15 protein-coding genes and 7 pseudogenes are annotated in these 18565 nt (G+C 51.4%); 16 read left to right on the forward strand and 6 right to left on the reverse strand.

All coding sequences use genetic code 11. The features are described 5' to 3' along the window. Positions 1-14 precede the first annotated feature (14 nt). The 13 genes and pseudogenes from SOPEG_RS00190 (at position 15) to SOPEG_RS00250 (ending at position 8732) form a co-directional block, all read left to right on the forward strand. Positions 15-968, forward strand: a pseudogene (locus SOPEG_RS00190) (DUF2184 domain-containing protein). An 18-nt stretch (positions 969-986) separates the two neighbouring features. After that, a complete protein-coding gene (locus SOPEG_RS00195) occupies positions 987-1388 on the forward strand; it encodes a DUF4054 domain-containing protein (RefSeq protein WP_025243849.1) in 402 nt (133 codons plus the stop codon). Next, a pseudogene (locus SOPEG_RS00200) lies at positions 1385-1928 on the forward strand (hypothetical protein). Before SOPEG_RS00195 ends, SOPEG_RS00200 begins: the two are co-directional and overlap by 4 nt. Then, positions 1915-2304, forward strand: a complete 390-nt coding sequence (locus tag SOPEG_RS00205) for a hypothetical protein (RefSeq protein WP_025243850.1) — start codon at positions 1915-1917, stop codon at positions 2302-2304. Before SOPEG_RS00200 ends, SOPEG_RS00205 begins: the two are co-directional and overlap by 14 nt. Beyond that, a complete protein-coding gene (locus SOPEG_RS00210) occupies positions 2294-2842 on the forward strand; it encodes a phage neck terminator protein (RefSeq protein ID WP_025243851.1) in 549 nt (182 codons plus the stop codon). The genes SOPEG_RS00205 and SOPEG_RS00210 overlap by 11 nt, the downstream gene beginning before the upstream one ends. A 3-nt stretch (positions 2843-2845) precedes the next feature. After that, a complete protein-coding gene (locus tag SOPEG_RS00215) occupies positions 2846-4324 on the forward strand; it encodes a DUF3383 domain-containing protein (RefSeq protein ID WP_025243852.1) in 1479 nt (492 codons plus the stop codon). Positions 4325-4336: 12 nt separating this feature from the next. Next, positions 4337-4777: pseudogene (locus SOPEG_RS00220) on the forward strand (phage structural protein). Between the two features lie 3 nt (positions 4778-4780). After that, on the forward strand, positions 4781-5188 hold the full coding sequence (locus SOPEG_RS00225) for a phage tail assembly chaperone (protein WP_025243853.1): 408 nt from the start codon (positions 4781-4783) through the stop codon (positions 5186-5188). A gap of 32 nt (positions 5189-5220) precedes the next feature. Further along, on the forward strand, positions 5221-5376 hold the full coding sequence (locus tag SOPEG_RS28995; protein WP_071882100.1) for a DUF6889 family protein: 156 nt from the start codon (positions 5221-5223) through the stop codon (positions 5374-5376). Between the two features lie 58 nt (positions 5377-5434). Further along, a pseudogene (locus SOPEG_RS22315) lies at positions 5435-7257 on the forward strand (lytic transglycosylase catalytic). Further along, entirely contained in the window at positions 7257-7835 is a 579-nt protein-coding gene (locus tag SOPEG_RS00240; RefSeq protein ID WP_025243857.1) for a phage baseplate protein, read from the forward strand. The pseudogene SOPEG_RS22315 and the gene SOPEG_RS00240 overlap by 1 nt, the downstream one beginning before the upstream one ends. Further along, complete coding sequence (locus tag SOPEG_RS00245) at positions 7825-8124, forward strand: phage baseplate plug family protein (protein WP_025243858.1); 300 nt, start codon at positions 7825-7827, stop codon at positions 8122-8124. The genes SOPEG_RS00240 and SOPEG_RS00245 overlap by 11 nt, the downstream gene beginning before the upstream one ends. A 32-nt stretch (positions 8125-8156) precedes the next feature. After that, on the forward strand, positions 8157-8732 hold the full coding sequence (locus tag SOPEG_RS00250; RefSeq protein WP_025243859.1) for a hypothetical protein: 576 nt from the start codon (positions 8157-8159) through the stop codon (positions 8730-8732). On the opposite strand, the pseudogene SOPEG_RS00255 reads toward SOPEG_RS00250, so the two are convergent. The 3 genes and pseudogenes from SOPEG_RS00255 to istA all read right to left on the reverse strand — a co-directional run bounded on the left by SOPEG_RS00255 (position 8640) and on the right by istA (position 12436). After that, positions 8640-9849: pseudogene (locus SOPEG_RS00255) on the reverse strand (IS256-like element ISSoEn2 family transposase). The gene SOPEG_RS00250 and the pseudogene SOPEG_RS00255 overlap by 93 nt on opposite strands. 276 nt (positions 9850-10125) lie before the next feature. Continuing rightward, entirely contained in the window at positions 10126-10875 is a 750-nt protein-coding gene (gene istB / locus SOPEG_RS00260) for an IS21-like element ISSoEn3 family helper ATPase IstB (protein ID WP_025243860.1), read from the reverse strand. 11 nt (positions 10876-10886) lie between these two features. Continuing rightward, positions 10887-12436, reverse strand: a pseudogene (istA, locus tag SOPEG_RS00265) (IS21-like element ISSoEn3 family transposase). A 145-nt stretch (positions 12437-12581) separates the two neighbouring features. On the opposite strand from istA, the pseudogene SOPEG_RS00270 reads away from it, so the two are divergent. Both SOPEG_RS00270 and SOPEG_RS23685 read left to right on the forward strand, forming a co-directional pair. Then, positions 12582-13241, forward strand: a pseudogene (locus SOPEG_RS00270) (IS256 family transposase); the annotation flags it as partial. Between the two features lie 65 nt (positions 13242-13306). Further along, positions 13307-13732: a phage tail protein gene (locus SOPEG_RS23685; protein ID WP_071882101.1), complete on the forward strand. Its 426-nt coding sequence runs from the start codon at positions 13307-13309 to the stop codon at positions 13730-13732. 48 nt (positions 13733-13780) lie between these two features. Here the strand turns inward: SOPEG_RS23685 and SOPEG_RS00275 are convergent, their stop codons facing one another. The 3 genes from SOPEG_RS00275 to SOPEG_RS30680 all read right to left on the reverse strand — a co-directional run bounded on the left by SOPEG_RS00275 (position 13781) and on the right by SOPEG_RS30680 (position 16738). Beyond that, positions 13781-14893, reverse strand: a complete 1113-nt coding sequence (locus tag SOPEG_RS00275; protein WP_025243862.1) for an acyltransferase family protein — start codon at positions 14891-14893, stop codon at positions 13781-13783. Positions 14894-14990: 97 nt separating this feature from the next. Further along, positions 14991-15941 carry an Rpn family recombination-promoting nuclease/putative transposase gene (locus SOPEG_RS00280; RefSeq protein WP_025243863.1) on the reverse strand — a complete coding sequence of 317 codons (951 nt, stop codon included), beginning with the start codon at positions 15939-15941 and terminating at the stop codon, positions 14991-14993. Between the two features lie 263 nt (positions 15942-16204). Beyond that, on the reverse strand, positions 16205-16738 hold the full coding sequence (locus SOPEG_RS30680) for a Rha family transcriptional regulator (protein ID WP_025243864.1): 534 nt from the start codon (positions 16736-16738) through the stop codon (positions 16205-16207). A 358-nt stretch (positions 16739-17096) separates the two neighbouring features. On the opposite strand from SOPEG_RS30680, the gene SOPEG_RS00290 reads away from it, so the two are divergent. Continuing rightward, entirely contained in the window at positions 17097-18020 is a 924-nt protein-coding gene (locus SOPEG_RS00290; RefSeq protein WP_025243865.1) for an IS5-like element ISSoEn1 family transposase, read from the forward strand. The last annotated feature ends 545 nt before the right edge of the window (positions 18021-18565 follow it).

Genomic DNA, 18565 nt, shown 5'->3' on the forward strand with positions numbered 1-18565 from the left:
GGAACGCACACGTCATGTATACGTTTGACCAAAAGACCTTTGATCATAAGACCGCCGACAGTGCGGGCGCTTTTTTACTGGACCAGCTTGAACGGCTGGATCAAACACTTAACCTGCCGCTGCTGGCCTATACCTGGAGCCGCGACGTTAATCTGCGTGAGGATGTCTCCATTGCCGATGAAATGGCGAGTTTCACCAACAGCAGCTTTGCAGCGCCCAGCTCTGTTGGTGCGGATGGTGAATCGTGGATCAGCCACAGTACCAATGTCATCGCCGGTATTGACCTCGATATTAATGAAACCACACTGCCTCTGACCCCCTGGTCACGCCAATTAAACTGGACGGTATTTGAACTGGCGTCGGCTATGCAGCTAGGCCGTCCCATTGATTCACAAAAACTGGATGCGATGAATCAGGTCTATCAGCTTAATGTTGACCGCCAGGTCTATGTTGGCAACAAGCTTCTCAGTGTGTAGGGGCTGCTCAATCAAGGAAGCGTGAAAACGTCCAAAGCGGGCAAACCATGGAAACAGAGTACTGCCGATGAAATTCGCGCGGCTATCGATGCTGGTTTGACAGCCGCATGGAAACAGACCGGACGGGCGGTGGTACCGGATAAGATGCTGGTGTCTCCCGATGAGTACGCCCTGCTGGTCAGCACCATTGTTTCCTCGGCAGGTAACCGGTCGTTGCTGGATTACCTGAACGAGAACACTATTGCGTTCAAACAGAATGGCAAGCCACTGGATATTCAGCCGGTGAAATGGCTTGAAAAGGGTGATGAATTCACCGCCAATCACGCCGAGCTCTACAGCCAGGATCGTAAGTACGTGCAGTTCCCGTTGGTGCCGCTACAGCGGACCTCGATGGAATACCGGGAATTACGCCAGATTGTCACCTACTACAGCAAGGTGGGGGCGGTGGAGCTGCGCTACAGCGATACCATGCATTATGTAGACGGCATTTGATGATGAGGGGGCGGGATAATGGCTAATCCATCCATGCCAACGATTGAAACGTTTAGAGCCGACTTTCCCGTCTTCGCTGATCCCCTGCGCTACCCCGATACACAAATCCGTATCCGCCTGGATCTGGCGGATACGCTGCTGGATGAGAAACGGCTGGGCAAACTGTTTGTGTATCTGGTGGAGCTGTTTGTGGCGCATTATCTGACCTTGTTCGCCGCAGATAACCGTTCGGCGGTAATCGGTGGCGCTGGGGGAGCGAATAGTGGCGTTGTGTCGTCCAAATCCGTCGATAAGGTCAGTGTGAGCTATGACAACAGCGCCACACTTAACCCCAGCGCGGGATTCTGGAATAACACACGCTATGGCGCCGAATTCTACCAGTATCTGTGCCTGTTGGGTGCCGGAGGGCAGCAGCTATGAAAAACGGTGTCACATTGAAGGTAGATAAGGCGCAATCCCTTCTAGATGCGCTTAAAACGCTTGGTAACAGAGATGTGTTGGTGGGCATTCCCGCCGAAGACGCCGCGCGTGATGATGTCCCCTTCGGCAATGCCGGCATTGGCTATATCAATGAAAATGGCTCTCCCGCGCAAAATATTCCGGCCAGACCCCATCTGCAACCCGGCGTTAAATCGGTGCAGGATAAAACGCTGCCTCTGTTGAAACAGGCCGCGCTTTTTACGCTTGACGGCAATATATCGGGTGCCGAGAGGTTGCTTAATCAGGCGGGAGCAACCGCGGTGGATGGGGTAAGGCGTCTTATTACCGCCTCTAACTTTACACCACTGGCCTCCAGTACGCTCGCGGCTCGCGCTCGTAAGGGTCGAAAGGGGGCTCGAGCTGGCAAGCCGTGCAGCAGGCAATGCCCCAGATAACGCGAATGCCAGACCACTGATTGATACCGGGCAGTATCGCCGATCGATCACTTACATTGTGAGGGATAAAAATGCCGGATCTTGATGTGACAGACGTGCTGTTTGATCCCGACTTCTGTGATACCACTCTAACGGTTACCCGTCGCCTCCGATCTGTTGACGATGACGGATTTAGGCATAACACGCATACCACCACGCGATTTTCAGGCGTTGTCACCGTAGACAAATCGCTCGAAAGCCGCCGTATGGAGGCGGGGATCCTTATCAGTGGCGCTATTCTGATTTTAACCACTGAACGGCTGACGCAGGGGCAGACAGCGCGTGATGCTGACATTGTGACTTATCAGGGTCGGGATTATCGCGTGACATTTGTCGATCCCTATACTGCTTACGGTGCAGGCTTTGTTCAGGCACATTGTGAATTGCTGCCGTTTGATGGAGGTACTCCGATTGAGCAATAACACCAGTACCGAACGGGGTTGGCTAACACCCAACGGCAGCGATCCGGTTTACGACAAGGAATTGGACAAGCTATTAAGTCAGTGGGTGCGCAACATTACCTTGCTGACTGCTAAACGTGTTATTGCCAGATGGCAACCAGAGCCGCCCGATATTCCGCCCGCAGACGTTAACTGGTGCGCTTTCGGTGTGGTGGATATGCCGTGTGACGATAATCCGGCTTTTGTTAACCAGACTGAAGAGAACACTGAACTCTGGCGGCATGAGGCGATTGAATGCCTGGCGTCCTTTTATGGTCCGGCAGGACAGCAGTACGCCACCCGTTTTCGTGATGGTATTACCGTCAGTCAGAATAACGCGGAACTGAACACCCAGGGGCTATCGCTCGCAGGTTATAGCACTATTATCCCGTTTCCCGAACTCATCAACACCCAGTGGGTGCGCCGGTACGATTTTACCGTGCGCCTGCGTCGTAAAGTGGTACGCGAATACAACATCCGATCGCTGATAGACGCGCCATTTACCCTTTCCGGAGAATAAACTATGTCACAGGGCTTACCTGTATCGAGAGTGGTCAACGTCACTGTCGATATGTCGCCGCGTGCGGCCAGCGCACGGAATTTCGGCGCATTGCTCATTATGGGCACCTCATCGGTCATCGACCCCCTTGAACGACTGCGGACATACTCATCCATTGAAGAGGTTGCGACCGATTTTGGTACTGATGCGTCAGAGTACCAGGCCGCGTCACTGTATTACCAGCAATCTCCCCGTCCGGTCGACCTGTTTATCGGGCGTTGGGTCAATGAAGCCTCAGCGGGCCTGCTGCGCGGCGCAATATTGACCGCAGAGCAGGTGAAAATCAGTCACTTCACCGGCGTGACCGATGGCGCGATGAAAATCACCGTCAATGGAAAAACAGTCACTATTAAGGGTGTGGATTTATCGGGAGAAACCAATCTGAACGGTGTTGCGCAGCGTATTGCTGAAAAAATCAATACCGCTACTGTGTTGTGGGATGCCAGCAATAGCCGGTTTGTTGTGACGTCATCAACGGCAGGCAAGAGCAGCACGGTGGGATTTGCCACTGCGCCAGACAGTGGTACTGATCTTTCCCCGCTGACAGGGTTATCACAGGCGGCTGGCGCAGCACCGGTGGCAGGGATGGACGGTGAAACAGCCGCGCAGGCGGTTGCGACGTTGGCCGATTTTTCCAGCGCCTGGTACGGCCTTATCGTTGCGGCCAATCTGTCTGCTGATGATATTACCGCCATTGCTGCCTTTATCGGTGCTAGCAATACATCACGTATTTTCGGATTAACCACGCAGGACACCGCAGCGATTGACGCTACCCGAACCGACGATATCGCTTCGCAACTTAAGCAGGGCATGTACGGACGGGTATTCACGCAGTATTCCAGCACGTCGCCTTATGCGGCCGCCTCAGCGTTCGGACGGGCCTTTACGGTCAATTTTGGCGCTAACACCACCACCCTGACCCTGAAGTTCAAGCAGGAGCCGGGCATCCAGGCTGAACTGTTGCGCACGTCTCAGGCGGATGCACTAGCGGCGAAAAACTGTAATGTGTTTGTGCGCTATGACAACGACACGGCTATTTTGCAGGAAGGCGTGATGGCGAACGGCGATTTCTTTGATGAGCGCCACGGCCTCGACTGGTTGCAAAACTACGTGCAGAACAATCTTTATAACCTGCTGTATACCAGTACAATCAAAGTGCCGCAGACCGATGCTGGCGGTACCCGCCTGCTGGCCTCCGTTGAACAGTCGATGGCGCAGGCCGTCAATAACGGTCTGATTGCGCCTGGTGTGTGGAATGGCGGGGCGGTAGGGCAACTGTCGCTGGGCGATACGCTGACCAAAGGGTATTATGCATTTATTCAGCCGATGACGGAGCAGGCACAGGCAGACCGTGAAAAACGTAAGGCACCGCCGATCCAGGTGGCCTGTAAACTCGCCGGTGCCGTGCATTTTGCGGATGTGCTGATCACCGTGGTTCGCTGAGGAAAATAATTTATGGCAACTTATTCATTTATGGATGTGTCGGCGTCAATGACGGGGCCGACGGGCGTGATTGATCTCGGCTATGGCTCGGCAAACTCTGAAGAAGGGATTGTGGTGGCCATGACCGAGGCAAAAAACACCATGACCATCGGCGCAGATGGCGAAGGGATGCACAGCCTTCATGGCGGAAAATCGGGTACCATCACGATTAATCTGCTGAAAACGTCGCCCGTTAATAAAAAGCTGATGCTGGCTTACAACGCCCAAAGCCAGTCCTCGTCCGTCTGGGGCAACAACGTTTTTGTGGTACGTAATCATGCCTAGGGGGATATCGCCACGGCGCGCGGTGGCGCGTTTCAGAAGATCCCCGACTGGCAGAATGCCAAAGACGGTAATACGGTCGCCTGGGTGTTTGACTGTATCAAAATCGATGAATTGCTTGGGGAGTTTTAACCGATGGAAATCGAACTGAAGGGTCATTTCTACCGCGCCGGGAAACTCAGCGTATTTGACCAACTGAAAGTGGCACGAAAACTCCTGCCGGTACTCTCTGGCATGGTCGGCGAACTGCAAAAGCTACGCGGCGGCGAGGCGGCCATGGAAACCCTGTTACCCGCCCTGATCACAGCGATAGGTGATATGCAGGATAGCGACTGCGACGCCATTATTCATGCCTGTTTATCGGTGGTCTCCCGGCAAAACGGCAAGGCATGGGTGGCTGTATTCCGCCAAGGGGATCTGATGTTTGATGATATCGACCTAGGGACCCTATTGCAGTTGGTCGCACAGGTGATAGGGGATTCACTGGGAAATTTTTTTCACGCACCCCTCGACGGCGCGACTGTGCCCCCACAACCAGTTTAACCCTCGATACGCTTCCTGACGGGGAAGATTATATTCTTCGCCCGGTGCGAGAATTTCATATTGACCAAAAGCATTTAGACAGTGGCGCGGTAGATCTCTGCCGTATCGCACTGCTTAATGACTATTTGGACATGAGCGCAGATAACGAAGCGCGGATAGCGCGATGGAGAGAGGCAAACCGTGGCTAACGTAGATACCATCCGCGACTTCCTCGTCAGCCTCGGTTTTCAGGTGGATGAATCGGGGATGCGGAAATTTGAGCGCGTTCTGACCGGCGTCACCACCAATGTGCTAAAGCTGGGCGTGGCTGTTGAGGGGGCGGCGCTGTCCGTACTGGGTTTTACCACACAGATAGCCGCTGGACTGGATAAGGTGTACTGGGCGTCACAACACACCGGCACCAGTGCAGCGGGCATAAAAGCATTGGGCTATGCGGCAGCCCAAACCGGCAGTAGTGTCGAAGCAGCGCAGGGCGCGCTGGAGAGCCTTGCGCGGTTTATGCGCAATAACCCCGGCGCAGAAGGCTTCCTGAACCGCCTGGGTGTGCAAACACGGGATGCCCGTGGACAGATGCGTGACATGTCGGCGATCTTTACCGGTGTCGGGCAAAAACTCGACCAGATGCCCTATTACCGGGCAAACCAGTATGCACAAATGCTGGGCATCGATGAAAATACCTTGATGGCGATGCGCAGGGGATTGAACGGCTTTACGGCGGATTATCAGTCTATGCTAAGCCGTACCGATTTTAACGCAGAAAAAGCCGCTGCGCAGTCTAATAAGTTCATGACGTCCATGAAGGGGCTGACGGCGCTGTTCGGTATCCTGCGCGATGAAGGTCGGCGCGAATCTGGCCGGGGGACTGGCGGGTTCTCTGGACGACCTGAGAAAGAAAATACTCGAAAACTTTCCCAAAATCGAAGACGTGTTGACCCGGATCGTCCGGGGAATGATCCGCGCCGGTGAGATGGTGGGCCACGTTATCTGGCGCCTGATACAGGCAGCGGGCCAAATTTTTGACTGGTGGCGCAGCCTGGATGGACAGAGCAAAAAGGTCATTACCACGTTTGGGGCCTTGACTGCCGCGATATTATTGCTGTGGGACGACTACCAGACCTGGAAGGAAGGGGGAAAGTCCTTTATTGACTGGTCGAAGTGGGGACCGGAAATCGAACAGGCGAAAAAGGCGTTCGCGTGGATAGGTGATAAAATCATCGGGCTGGTTAACGATGTCGGGGGCTGGCAAAATACGCTGAGCATTCTCGCCACCTTTATCGCCGGCACCTGGGTATCAAAAGTCCTCGGTGCGTTCGGCAAGATTGCCGGTCTGCCCATCCCTCCCTGGTTAAAACTCTGGGGGGCTGTATGCCGGTTATCTGGTCTCAGACAGGGAAAACATTGTCACCAGCGCCAAAGCGTCTTGGGACTACAACACCCGACAGATAAAACGTGGCGTGGGCGATAGCCTGAAAGCGCTAGGGATAGATAACGCCTGGGCCAGCAAACATCGCGGCGATGCTTCCGACGATCCACTGGCGCTCCCTCGTGGGATCCGCAACAACAATCCGAGGAATCTGAATTATGCGGGGCAGGCTGGCGCAGAAAGAGAGTCGCCCGGTGGCCGCTTTGCACGTTTTCAGACGCCGTTTGAGGGGTTGCGGGCCATGGCTTTACAGCTGGCACGTTATGCGGGGCGTGGTCTCAACACGATTGAAAAAATCATCAACACCTGGGCACCGGGAAGTGAAAACAACACGGGCGCCTATATTGCGGCGATATCCCGACAGTTGGGGGTAGCCCCGGATGCGGCGCTGAACCTGGGCAATCCTCAGTTGATGGCGTCGCTGATGGGCGGCATTATTCAGCATGAGAACGGGCGCAATCCCTACAGCAGTGAACTGATTGACCGTGCGGCGCTCGTGGGGATAGGCGGGAAAAGTCTTCAGCAAGAAACGACGATTAATGTCTATGGCGCAAGCGATCCGGCGACCACAGGCACGGATATTGCCGACAGGCAGACCGGTGTTAACGCCCGCTTGATTGGGCAGTTCACGCAGAGGGCCTACTGATGGATATCCTTTCCACACTGTTCTCGCAGCCCTCGCGCAAAATTGGGTTGTTGGTGCCGGATATGGTGATTTCGGAGAAACACCAGGACCAGCTTGAAATCACCGAGCATCCGGTGGAAATCGGCGCTGAAATCGCTGACCATGCCTATAAGCGGCCCGCTGAGCTAACGATGGAGGTGGGGTTTGCCGGGGGCGGCTCACTGCTGGATTTATGGGATACGGCAAAAATCGGGCTGAGTCTGGGCCAGAGTCCACGGGAAACCTATCAAAAGCTGCTTGAACTTCAGGCCAGCCGCCAACCGTTCGATGTGATAACCGGCAAGCGGCAGTACAGCAATATGCTAATCCGCGCGATTGAGGTGACGACCGATAAGGCCAGTGAAAACGTACTGATGGCCGTGCTGACGCTGCGCGAGCTGAACATGACCCGTACGGAAACAGCGACGGTGACGCGACAGGCCAACATGCAGGAGGGAGCCACCACCGCCGGTGTGGCGAATACCGGAGTCAAAACCACGAAACCCGTTGAGAACGTGAGTTTTCTACAGCGTGGTGCGGAGATAGTCAATGGTGATTAATGAAATTCCCCTGACGGCGACTAACCAGCAGTTCAGCATCACGCTTTCCGGCACGGTCTGGCAGATGCGCATTATCTGGCGCGACGTGGCAGGCTGGGTGCTAGATATGTGCAACAGTGCGAGTGAACCGGTGATTGCAGGTATTCTGCTACGGGGCGGGGAAGATCTGCTCTCGCAGTATGGGTGGCTAAAGCCCGGCGGCAGACTCATCGTGATTGAAGATGATAAACAGTCACTGGATGCCGCTGGATTAGACAAAACAGCAAAACTTTACTGGATAACCGATTAATCTGCGCTGGCAGTTTTTTTACGGACAACACCATGCCACAGAACTGGATAAGACAATGCTCGCTGATCGTCGCTGATGAAAAAGGTGAGGGTATCGAACTGTCCGCCTTTCGCACCACGTTCAGTATTTCATGGCCGGATACACGCTGGCCGCGCACGGCGGTGTTTAAAGTCTGGAACCTAAAACCGGAGACGGCCAATCGTATTCAGGCGGGCGAGTTTGCTCGTGTGCAATTAATGGCGGGGTATCAGGATAACACGGGGTTGATTTTCACCGGAAACATCCGCTATTCCCTTACCGGCAGAGATAATCCGACCGATACCTTTGTGATTATTCAGGCGGTCGATGCCCATGATGCTTACGATTACGCCACCTTGAATACGATTCTGGGCGCAGGCCATACCCAAGCCGAACAACATCAGACGCTACTCACCGGCCTGGCCCCCTACGGTATTGTGAAAGGAACGACGCCTGATTTTGAGACCCTGTACACGATTCTGTGTAAATGCCTTTTCTCAGAAGTGACCGTCCAGGCGGTCACCGAACTCGATAATAAAGCGGCTCATTGCCATGCGCCAGTCCCTCAAAGGTATTGTCCATTTCTGTGAGGCCGCCTGTATCGCCAGCCACACCACCTTTTTCACTGCGTCGTCGGTCGGGAACACCTTGCGCTTTTTAATGGCATGCCGGATCACGCTGTTTAACGACTCGATGGCGTTGGTCGTGTAGATCACCTTGCGGATGTCCGTTGGGTAGGCAAAGAACGTGGCCAGATTGGCCCAGTTTGCCTGCCAGCTTCGACTTATTTGCGGGTAGCGGATGTCCCAGGCACTGGAGAACGCTTCCAGCGCCTGCAAGCCGGCTTCTTCCGTAGGGGCCTGATAGATAGCTTTCAGGTCGCGGGTGACGGCCTTGTAGTCCTTCCAGGAGACGAACCGCAGGCTGTTGCGCACCATATGCACGATACACAGCTGGAGCCGCGCCTCCGGATACACCGCGTTAATAGCGTCAGGGAAACCTTTCAGCCCGTCTACGCAGGCGATAAGGATATCGTTCAAGCCGCGGTTTTTCAGCTCTGTCAGCACGTTCAGCCAGAACTTTGCGCCTTCGTTGTTCGGCCAGCCACATACCTAGCAACTCTTTCTGGCCTTCGATGTTGATGCCCAGCGCCAGGAACACAGATTTGTTGATGATGCGGCTGTCCTGCCGGACTTTTAGAACGATACAGTCAAGATAAACAATGGGATAGACTGCATCCAGAGGCCGGTTTTGCCATTCGACAACCTGCTCCATGACCGCATCGGTGACCTTTGAGACCAGCGCCGGCGAGACATCGGCGTCATACAGCTCTTTGAATGCGGCGGCGATCTCGCGGGTGGTCATCCCTTTGGCGTACAACGATAAAATCTGGTTATCCATCCCGGTAATCTGGGTCTGGTTCTTCTTCACCAGTTGCGGTTCAAAGGAACCGTCACGATCGCGCGGAGTACGCAGCGCCAGCGGGCCATCGCCAGTGGTAACGGTTTTTGTGGAATAGCCGTTGCGGGCGTTGGTCCCCGGTTTAGGCTGATTTTTATCGTAGCCGAGGTGATGGGTCATTTCGGCATTGAGAGCTGCTTCGACGCTGATTTTTTTCAGCAGCCGATCGAAGTGACTGAGATCTTCAGGGGTTTTGAGATTTTTGGCCAGTTCGTTAGCCAGAGCCTGCAACTGTTTTTCGTCCATAAATTAACCTGCTTTTGATGTTGGATTGAACATATCAAAATCAGGCAAATACACAAATTTCTAAACAGGCTCGATTTTGAGGCGACGCGCTTTCCCCGTGGAAAAACCTACTTTGGCATGGCGCGGGATGCGATAGATAACCTCACAGGGCAGTGCTGCAGATTCCGACGTATCCGATCAGCTGTTCCGGCGACATCCGATCAGTTATTCCGATATTTTCCGATCACCCATTCCAGTGATATTCGATCACGTGTTCGCTCATCTTCTGACTCGGGATTAGTCTATTTTTCCTGTGCTGGCTACTCCATGCTCTTTGCGTAGTGATTCGCCTTTAAGTTCCAGTCTATAGCTGGGGTGTACTAACCGATCGAGTAACGCGTCAGCTGTCGTGGGGTTTTCTATCAGTCCATACCATTTTTTCACCGGCAGTTGACTGATCAGGATGCTGCTGCTTTTGTCGTAGCGATCTTCCATCACCTCCAACAGCATCGTTGCCTGCATCGGACTTATTGATTCTAGGCCCACGTCGTCCAAGATCAGTAACTCTATTTTTTCTAACTGCTTAAGCTGTTTTAGATAGGTCCCGTCTACCTGACACTGGTGAAGATGGGCCAGCAACCGACCCACTCGCCAGTAACGCACGCTATATTGCTGCCGGCATGCCTGCTCACCAAGCGCACAACTGAGCCAGGTTTTGCCCGTACCTGTCGGCCCCGTGATGAGTATGCTTTTCTGATATTTCAGATATTGTCCCCCTAGCAGATCTCGCATCTGTTCCGGTGTCACTCCTCGGCTAAGGATATAACGGATATCTTCCGGTTTTGCCTGCAAGCGCATTTGCGATTGCCGTCGCAGACGGCATATATGGTTGTTTTTTCTATGCAAATTTTCCGCTTCTACCATCAGAGACAACCGCTCCTCGAACCCCAGCCCCCCATAACTCCCCGGGAGTTCGCGTTGCGTCTCCAACGCCTGGACCATTGCCGACAACTTCAGCTCTCGCAGAGCCATTAACAGTGTATCCATATTTATTCTCCTTAGTGATAACTGTCCGGACCTCGGAGGTTTTCGTGAACCAGCATTGATACGCCGGCTCCGTCCTGGGTGACCTCACTTTCACGACCGTGTTTCAATACGTTGGCTATGAAAGAGCGGTTAATGCACCCTTTCTCCAACGCCAGCGCGCAGGCCTTCTCCAGTCGCGTCGTCTCATAGCGCCGTTGCAGATTGAGTAGCCCCAGCACGGAGCGGTAAGCCTGCTCCGGATGGGCTTTGCTCTTTTGGATGGACTCGACCACTTTCAGTGTGCACACACCCACCGACAGCGCCCAACTGCACAGCCTTTCCGGCGTCCACTGACTCTGCCCCTTATGGTTAGCCGGCATGTGCGCCGCCTGAGTCGTGTGCCTATAGGCGTTATCGCTGCGAGGGTGCGTAGCCACGCAGACGCCCTTATGGTGAATTTGCACCAGCCGTTGGGTGGCGATGACGTCAACGTGCTCGCCAACCAGCGGATGCGGCACCGAGTACCAGTTTTTGCCGTAGTCTATGTGGTAATCAGGTCCCACTCGGGCAACGAGATACTCACTGTATTCCCATTGTGTGGGCGGTAGAGGCCCAAGAGCCGGTTTGTCCAGCTGCTCGAAGCGTTCAAGGCGACTTTGTCCGCCATAATGACGCATCGGGCGCAGATTCAACTCATGATTGAGTTCTCGTATCACCTGGTTGAGTTCGGCCAGCGAGTAGAACCTACGTTTACGCAACCGGGCCAAAACCCAGCGTTCTACCAGCTGCACAGTTGATTCTGCCTTCGCCTTGTCTTTCGGTTTTCTCGGGCGCGCCGGTAGCACCACTGTCTCATAGTGATTTGCCAGCGCCTGGTAGCTCTGGTTTATGACCGGCTCATAGCGGTCAGGGGTGCTGACAGCGCTGCACAGATTATCAGGTATCATCAGCTCCGGAACCCCACCCATGAAGTGCAGGCAGCGGCTATTGGCGTTGAGCCACGATGCCATGTCCTGGCCTTCGCAGGCTTCGATATACGCATAGCCTGACACGCCCATGGCAGCGACGAAGATAGCGACCTGGCGTACGCTACCGGTTGCAGGGTTGACGATAGGTACGGTGGGGCCACAGAAGTCGATGAAGAGCTTTTCGCCAGCCTTGTGCTCCATGCGCATGGAACGCCGCTGCTTCTTTTTCCAGTCACGGAACAGTGCACAAAACTGTGAGTAACCGAGGGCATCACCGCCCACGGCGGACTGATATTCCATCCAGAGCAGCTGCTTGGTCATGCCCTTGCGGCTTAACTCGGTATCGATATCAAGCCAGCTGGGTAAGGTATTGATAACTTTTCCGGATTTGCCGGGATAGAGCAGGCGGTCGAGGTCGACGGGGGACAGTTCCGCCGGCAATGGCAGACCAGGTTAGCTACCGTGAATCGGCCGAGGATATCGTGCACGGTAGTACAGCCTATGCCGAGCGCTGCTGCGATAGTGCGATTCGAGCGACGCTGCTCGAATTTCATACGTAAGACATTAATATAGATGCACATTTCCGTTCTCGCTTTCTTCTTTTTACGTGCCATGCCATGCCCCCGGAAGTTAAAAGTCTCCAGAGTATGGCGGAACAGAAGATGAGCGATCGGACAGAATAGGAATCGCTGATCGGGCGACCGGAATCAGTGATCGGGTGAAATCGGAATCAGTGATCGGATGTGACCGGAACCAGCATTCCTGGCGCTGGGCATCAACATCGAAGGCCAGAAAGAGTTGCTAGGTATGTGGCTGGCCGAAAATGAAGGCGCAAAGTTCTGGCTGAACGTGCTGACAGAGCTGAAAAACCGCGGCCTGAACGATATCCTTATCGCCTGCGTAGACGGGCTGAAAGGTTTCCCTGACGCTATTAACGCGGTGTATCCGGAGGCGCGGCTCCAGCTGTGTATCGTGCATATGGTGCACAACAGCCTGCGGTTCGTCTCCTGGAAGGACTACAAGGCCGTCACCCGCGTCCTGAAAGCTATCTATCAGGCCCCTACGGAAGAAGCCGGCTTGCAGGCGCTGGAAGCGTTCTCCAGTGCCTGGGACATCCGCTACCCGCAAATAAGTCGAAGCTGGCAGGCAAACTGGGCCAATCTGGCCACGTTCTTTGCCTACCCAACGGACATCCGCAAGTTGATCTACACGACCAACACCATCGAGTCGTTAAACAGCGTGATCCGGCATGCCATCAAAAAGCGCAAGGTGTTCCCGACCGACGACGCAGTGAAAAAGGTGGTGTGGCTGGCGATACAGGCGGCCTCACAGAAATGGACAATGCCTTTGAGGGACTGGCGCATGGCAATGAGCCGCTTTATTATCGAGTTCGGTGACCGCCTGGACGGTCACTTCTGAGAAAAGGCATTTACACAGAATCGTGTACAGGGTCTGCGTCGGCAAGCACAAACGGTAGTGATGTCATGACGACAGGTGGATCTGACTCAGTAAAACTTACTGTTGATAATCTTCCTGCGCATAACCATACGTTCTCGGCAAATACCAGTTCATTCGATTACGGAAATAAAGAGACCAACTGGTTTGATTATGGGGAAAAGGGCACCGATGTAAATGGAGGTCACACTCATACTATAGATGGCAAAAATGCAGAAGGAAGAGATACTCAGCTTTCTTTTATGTCAAGAACTAATTCTCAGACAGCGTCAAAATCAACCTCTGGGGCTGGAGAACATTCACATACAGTTAATATTGGTGGACATCGACATTCTGTTGGTATAGGAGCTCATTCTCATTCGGTATCAGGAGCGACGAAAAATACGGGTTCAAGTGCAGAACTGGCGGTGACGAACGCCTACATAAAATTAATGGGGTGGTATCGAGTGTCTTAAAAAACCATGGCGATACATAATTTTTAAATCCTCCTCAAAAAACAAACATTAGATTTTTGTATTTGCTATTTGAGTTGCACATTTTTGCTTGAGCCAAGATGTGAATTTCACCTCGATATACTTGTGCGTGAAATGAGCAGCAATTACAGACGCAGTAATTGCCATTAGCACAACAAGCCAAGAAATAATTGAATTATTATGAGAGGTATCAATCCGTTTCATTATGCTCATGCCAATAGAATTATGCAGCAGATAAAGAGAAAAGGAAATATCACCTAAATAAACTATATTGTTAGGTATTTTATTTGAAATTAGAGGTTCTGCTAGTGTTATAGCTAGGATAAAAAAACTGATTATGATAGTGCTATAAAAATTTAACGCGCTAATTTTTCCAGAGCACACTCCATAAGGAATAAAGATCAACAAGATACAAGATATAAAAAGAGATGTTGATTCTAAATTAAAAGACAACTTCTGTTTTTTCAATGAAATGTATAAATATCCAATTATGGCACCAATGTAAAATTCAAGAATAATCGGATTTGAAAGCAAACCATATATTGCTGTTTGAAATTTGTAACCCTGCGAACTAAGCGTAGGTTGAAACCCTAAAAAAACAGGTATTATGCACGTTACAAGTAAGCCGTAGATCAAAAGAGTTATGAGTCTAGGCTTAACTAACATACACAACGCAAAAACAATATAAAAATAAATTTCATAATTGAGAGTCCAACGAATGTTGTATATTTCGTCATCATCAATGTAATGTGGAGTTATGTTGGTTTTATAGACTGTAAAAGTAAGTGCGCTAAATAAATTTTGTGTTTTTTCAGGATAATGAAATGTACTCATTGCGCCGCCTAGTAGAAAAGCGACAAGTAGGCAAAAGTAGTATAATGGAATAACCCTCGTTGCTCGATTTAGTAAAAATCGAGTTGATGAGCGCCATCCATGATAATAATAATGTATGATATAAACCATAATAAAACCACTAATCACAAAAAAAATATCAACACCTATGATGCCCCACCCAAATAAGATATCCCACAAGGAAGAACCTGAAGTATCGTTTCCTTTTAAGTAAAATCTGTAGTGGAAAAAAAGAACTGATATGGCAGCAATACCACGAAGAACCTGCATTGTTTTTAATCTTTGGCTCATGGCAACCTCATGTCAAAAGCTAATTCAGCATTATACCACAATTCCGACTTTAGACCGAAACTGTTGTCGATGGTTAAGATTAATGAAAAGAAGATTACTAACGAGCCAATTCATTCAATTCATGGTCAGATAGGCCTATAGCGATTTTGATAAGATTTCGCTCAGCACCGTTAGCCAACAGCTGCCGGGCAATCTTGAGTGAGGCCAGCTTTTCACCTTTTTCTATGCCTTTCTGCTCACCAAGCTGCATACCTTGCTGGATGCCCTTCTGGATGCCCCTTTGCTCACCTTTGGCTTCAAGCTGCTCTGCAATGGTCATGATATCCTCCCGGTAATCAGTTGCTTTGGTGGCGATATGTTGTAGGAATCGCGATTCATCAGAAGTATTTCCCCGCTCTGCGATATAGTACATCAAGCTGCGGAACTGCTCTTTTGGTATCGCCCATAAATTCAGCAACCGGGCGATATCAGCAGCCAGTTCTAACATATTCCGCGTTCTGATGTGCTTCTGCACCAATTCTAGCAGAGCTATCCGCCGATGAGACAGTATTTCATCATCCGGCATAGCCGTGATATCAACCAGCGGGAATGCTTGCCTGTAGACTGATTCTGCCAGTTCAGGGTCAGCAAAGCAATCCAGCCAGCGGGTAGTGTAGGGATAAGGCGAGGTACGCCCGTGATAAAACAGCAGGGGGATGACGACAGGAAGCTGGTCATTGCCCTGCTCAAGGTGGCGCTGCATGGCAGCTACCGCATACCATAGCAACCGAAACGCCATCAGCTTTTCCGGGCCGCTCTGGTGCTCAATGAGACAGTAGACGTAGCCATCATGGCCCGTCGTGGTCTTCATCGAATACAGCATGTCCGAGCATTGGTTCTTAAGGTCGCCCTCGATGAAGCTGCCGGACTCCATCGCCAGTGTGCTGAAATCGCAGCGCTTGCGCAGGTGTTCCGGCAGATGGATTTCCAGAAAGTCACGAGCTACAGCGATGTCGCCGAGGAACTTTTTGAACAGGGCGTCGTGTTGGGATAATGAGGATTTTGTCATCGCCAGAGTATACCGCCCAAGATTAAAGTGTGTCATCGAAATGAAAGAATCCCCGGCTTACACCGGGCCGGGGTGTATAAATATCACACAATCAGCACTAAGTAGTTAACTCACAAACCTAACAGCATGGTCGATATACTGCGCATGGGTCTGAATATCACCCATAGATCGGCGTATACTGCCGACGTATCCGCGAATAACGTCTAACTCACGCTCTGCGGCGGTCATGTCGAAGCCATCTGCGCGTAGCCACGCCAGAAGCATCAGGATCGCGCTCGACTCATCTTTGGTGAGGAAGTCCCTGATAATGGTTTGCTCGTGCTTTCTGCTGGCGGGGAGGTTGTAGTTACGGCGGCTACCTGCGGGGATAAACTCGCCTTCGTGGATAATGCGCTGAAGCTTATCAACCAAAGCTGCAAGATCAACTGTTGCTGCTGTACCAGTAATGTTGCTTGACTGTAATTTGGATAGGTAAGCGCCGCTTCCATGCGGTTAAACTCAGCAATGTAAGCTTCCTTGAACGCGGCGGCCTTTTTGCCGGTAAATCCCATGACGAGGAAGACGAAACCGTCCTTGGTCATGGTATACATTGGGCGTTTTTCGCCTTTAGCATCAATGTAATCAACGGGCTCAAAATTGAGCCGGTTAAATTCTGGCGAGCAATCCAAAGTCTCAATACTACGGATAACGTTCTTGTGCAGCTTACCAAAATAGACGGCAACGTCTAATGACGTAGTTATAGCTTTACCGTTATGGATACTGACTTTAGGTGCAGCAAGGGATGAGTGAAGTGTCATAATGACCTCCGGTGACAATCTGAATTTAATCACCACCGTCGAGACCAATCTAGGGTGGTGAACTGAACGGAGTTGGTCTTACCGGGATTGTCATCCGGCCAGCTTTTCGGCTGCCCCATCCAGCCCACCATTGAGATGTAGCTAGATTGCGACATAAAAAAACACGCTCACGGCGTGTCATCATCGCGGTGAATCTCGGCGGGCTGTGAAACCCGGCACCTGAATTTGCAGGTACATAACCACTATGTCGCAGGCTGCGGAGAATGTCAAAAAACCAAAGTGGGGCTTTGTTTGATAAATCGAACTTTTAGGTGACTGGCGGCTCTGATCACTACATTCGTTTCAACATCAGGTCCCCATGGCAAAGCAAAAGTTTAAAATTACCAACTGGCCCGCATATAACAATGCGCTCAGGCAGCGGGGGGACCTGACAGTATGGCTTGATGAGTCAGCCATTGCTGCATGGACTGAGAGTACACCACCTGAACATCGTGGCCGGCCGCTTCACTACACCGATATGGCCATTACCACGGTTCTGATGATAAAGCGCGTGTTTAACCTTTCGCTCCGGGCGTTACAGGGTTTCGTTGACTCGATTTTTAAACTGATGGGGCTGTCGCTGCGCTGCCCAGATTACTCTCTGGTCAGCCGGCGAGCAAAAACCGTCGACATCAGCATAAAAACGCCAACCCGCGGCGAAATCTCACACCTGGTCATCGATGGCACCGGCCTGAAAGTCTTCGGCGAAGGCGAATGGAAAGTCAGGCAGCATGGGGCTGAGAGGCGCAGAGTATGGCGCAAGCTTCATCTGGCAGTAGATAGCGTGACACATGAAATTATCTGTGCCGATTTATCGCTAAGCGGTACGACAGATGCGCAGGCGCTGCCCGGGCTGATTAACCAAACCCACCGGAAAATCAGGGAAGCGTCGGCTGACAGTGCTTACGATACGCGTTACTGTCATGATGCTCTGCTGAGGAAAAAAATAAAGCCTCTTATCCCACCGCGAAGTGGTGCGCAATATTGGCCAGCTCGATACCATGAGCGTAACCATGCGGTGGCAAATCAGCATCTGAGCGGCAATAACGATACCTGGAAAAAGAAAGTAGGTTATCACCGGCGTTCACTGGCTGAAACGGCCATGTTCCGGTTTAAAACACTTCTGGGTGGTCATCTGAGTCTGCATGACTATGACGCGCAGGTAGGTGAGGCAATGGCAATGGTTAAAGCACTTAACCGGATCACACTGTTAGGAATGCCAAACAGCGTCCGCATCATGTAACAATCGCCCTGATAGGAAGGAAGTCGTCACAAATTTCGGATTTATTCAACAAAGCGCCAAAGTGGTAATCTTTTTTTTTGCGGTTTGTCAAAAAGCACCATAGATAGAATGCTGTCATTACCCATACTTATCTTTCTTGTGGAATCTATTATAACAAAAATAATAAGCGTAAGGTTACTCAAGCGAATTAACAGACATGTTGATATTAACCTTAAAAAGGAATGATTATGAAAAATCAATATGTCTCATACTACTTTCCTCTTAATGATAAGGAAGCTTAAAAGATTCATAGTAATGAAGGTGTTCTTGCGCTTACGAAGGAGTCCTGCCTACATAAACTGCTCGAAGCTCTCGAAGGAGACGGTCATGATGTGAGTGGAGCTTTCTTTGAGTTAAGTACTTTGCTGAACTACGTGGTTCACCACGAAAGGAATAAGTCAGATATAGCCACTCATTTAAAATACGTTCTTAATAAAATAGAAGAGTAAACAATTCTGGGCCGATGGCTCCGTTTTCATATGTGTGGACCAAATAGTTACCAATAA

The sequence above is a fragment of the Candidatus Sodalis pierantonius str. SOPE genome (assembly GCF_000517405.1).
GTDB lineage: Bacteria > Pseudomonadota > Gammaproteobacteria > Enterobacterales > Enterobacteriaceae > Sodalis_C > Sodalis_C pierantonii.

Bases quoted from the DNA above. Each gene is read 5' to 3' on its own strand.
- SOPEG_RS00195 (WP_025243849.1), top strand. From the start codon at position 987: ATGGCTAATCCATCCATGCCAACGATTGAAACGTTTAGAGCCGACTTT.
- SOPEG_RS00205 (WP_025243850.1), top strand. From the start codon at position 1,915: ATGCCGGATCTTGATGTGACAGACGTGCTGTTTGATCCCGACTTCTGT.
- SOPEG_RS00215 (WP_025243852.1), top strand. From the start codon at position 2,846: ATGTCACAGGGCTTACCTGTATCGAGAGTGGTCAACGTCACTGTCGAT.
- SOPEG_RS00225 (WP_025243853.1), top strand. From the start codon at position 4,781: ATGGAAATCGAACTGAAGGGTCATTTCTACCGCGCCGGGAAACTCAGC.
- SOPEG_RS00240 (WP_025243857.1), top strand. From the start codon at position 7,257: ATGGATATCCTTTCCACACTGTTCTCGCAGCCCTCGCGCAAAATTGGG.
- SOPEG_RS00245 (WP_025243858.1), top strand. From the start codon at position 7,825: ATGGTGATTAATGAAATTCCCCTGACGGCGACTAACCAGCAGTTCAGC.
- SOPEG_RS00250 (WP_025243859.1), top strand. From the start codon at position 8,157: ATGCCACAGAACTGGATAAGACAATGCTCGCTGATCGTCGCTGATGAA.
- istB (WP_025243860.1), bottom strand. From the start codon at position 10,875: ATGGATACACTGTTAATGGCTCTGCGAGAGCTGAAGTTGTCGGCAATG.
- SOPEG_RS23685 (WP_071882101.1), top strand. From the start codon at position 13,307: ATGACGACAGGTGGATCTGACTCAGTAAAACTTACTGTTGATAATCTT.
- SOPEG_RS00275 (WP_025243862.1), bottom strand. From the start codon at position 14,893: ATGAGCCAAAGATTAAAAACAATGCAGGTTCTTCGTGGTATTGCTGCC.
- SOPEG_RS00280 (WP_025243863.1), bottom strand. From the start codon at position 15,941: ATGACAAAATCCTCATTATCCCAACACGACGCCCTGTTCAAAAAGTTC.
- SOPEG_RS30680 (WP_025243864.1), bottom strand. From the start codon at position 16,738: ATGACACTTCACTCATCCCTTGCTGCACCTAAAGTCAGTATCCATAAC.
- SOPEG_RS00290 (WP_025243865.1), top strand. From the start codon at position 17,097: ATGGCAAAGCAAAAGTTTAAAATTACCAACTGGCCCGCATATAACAAT.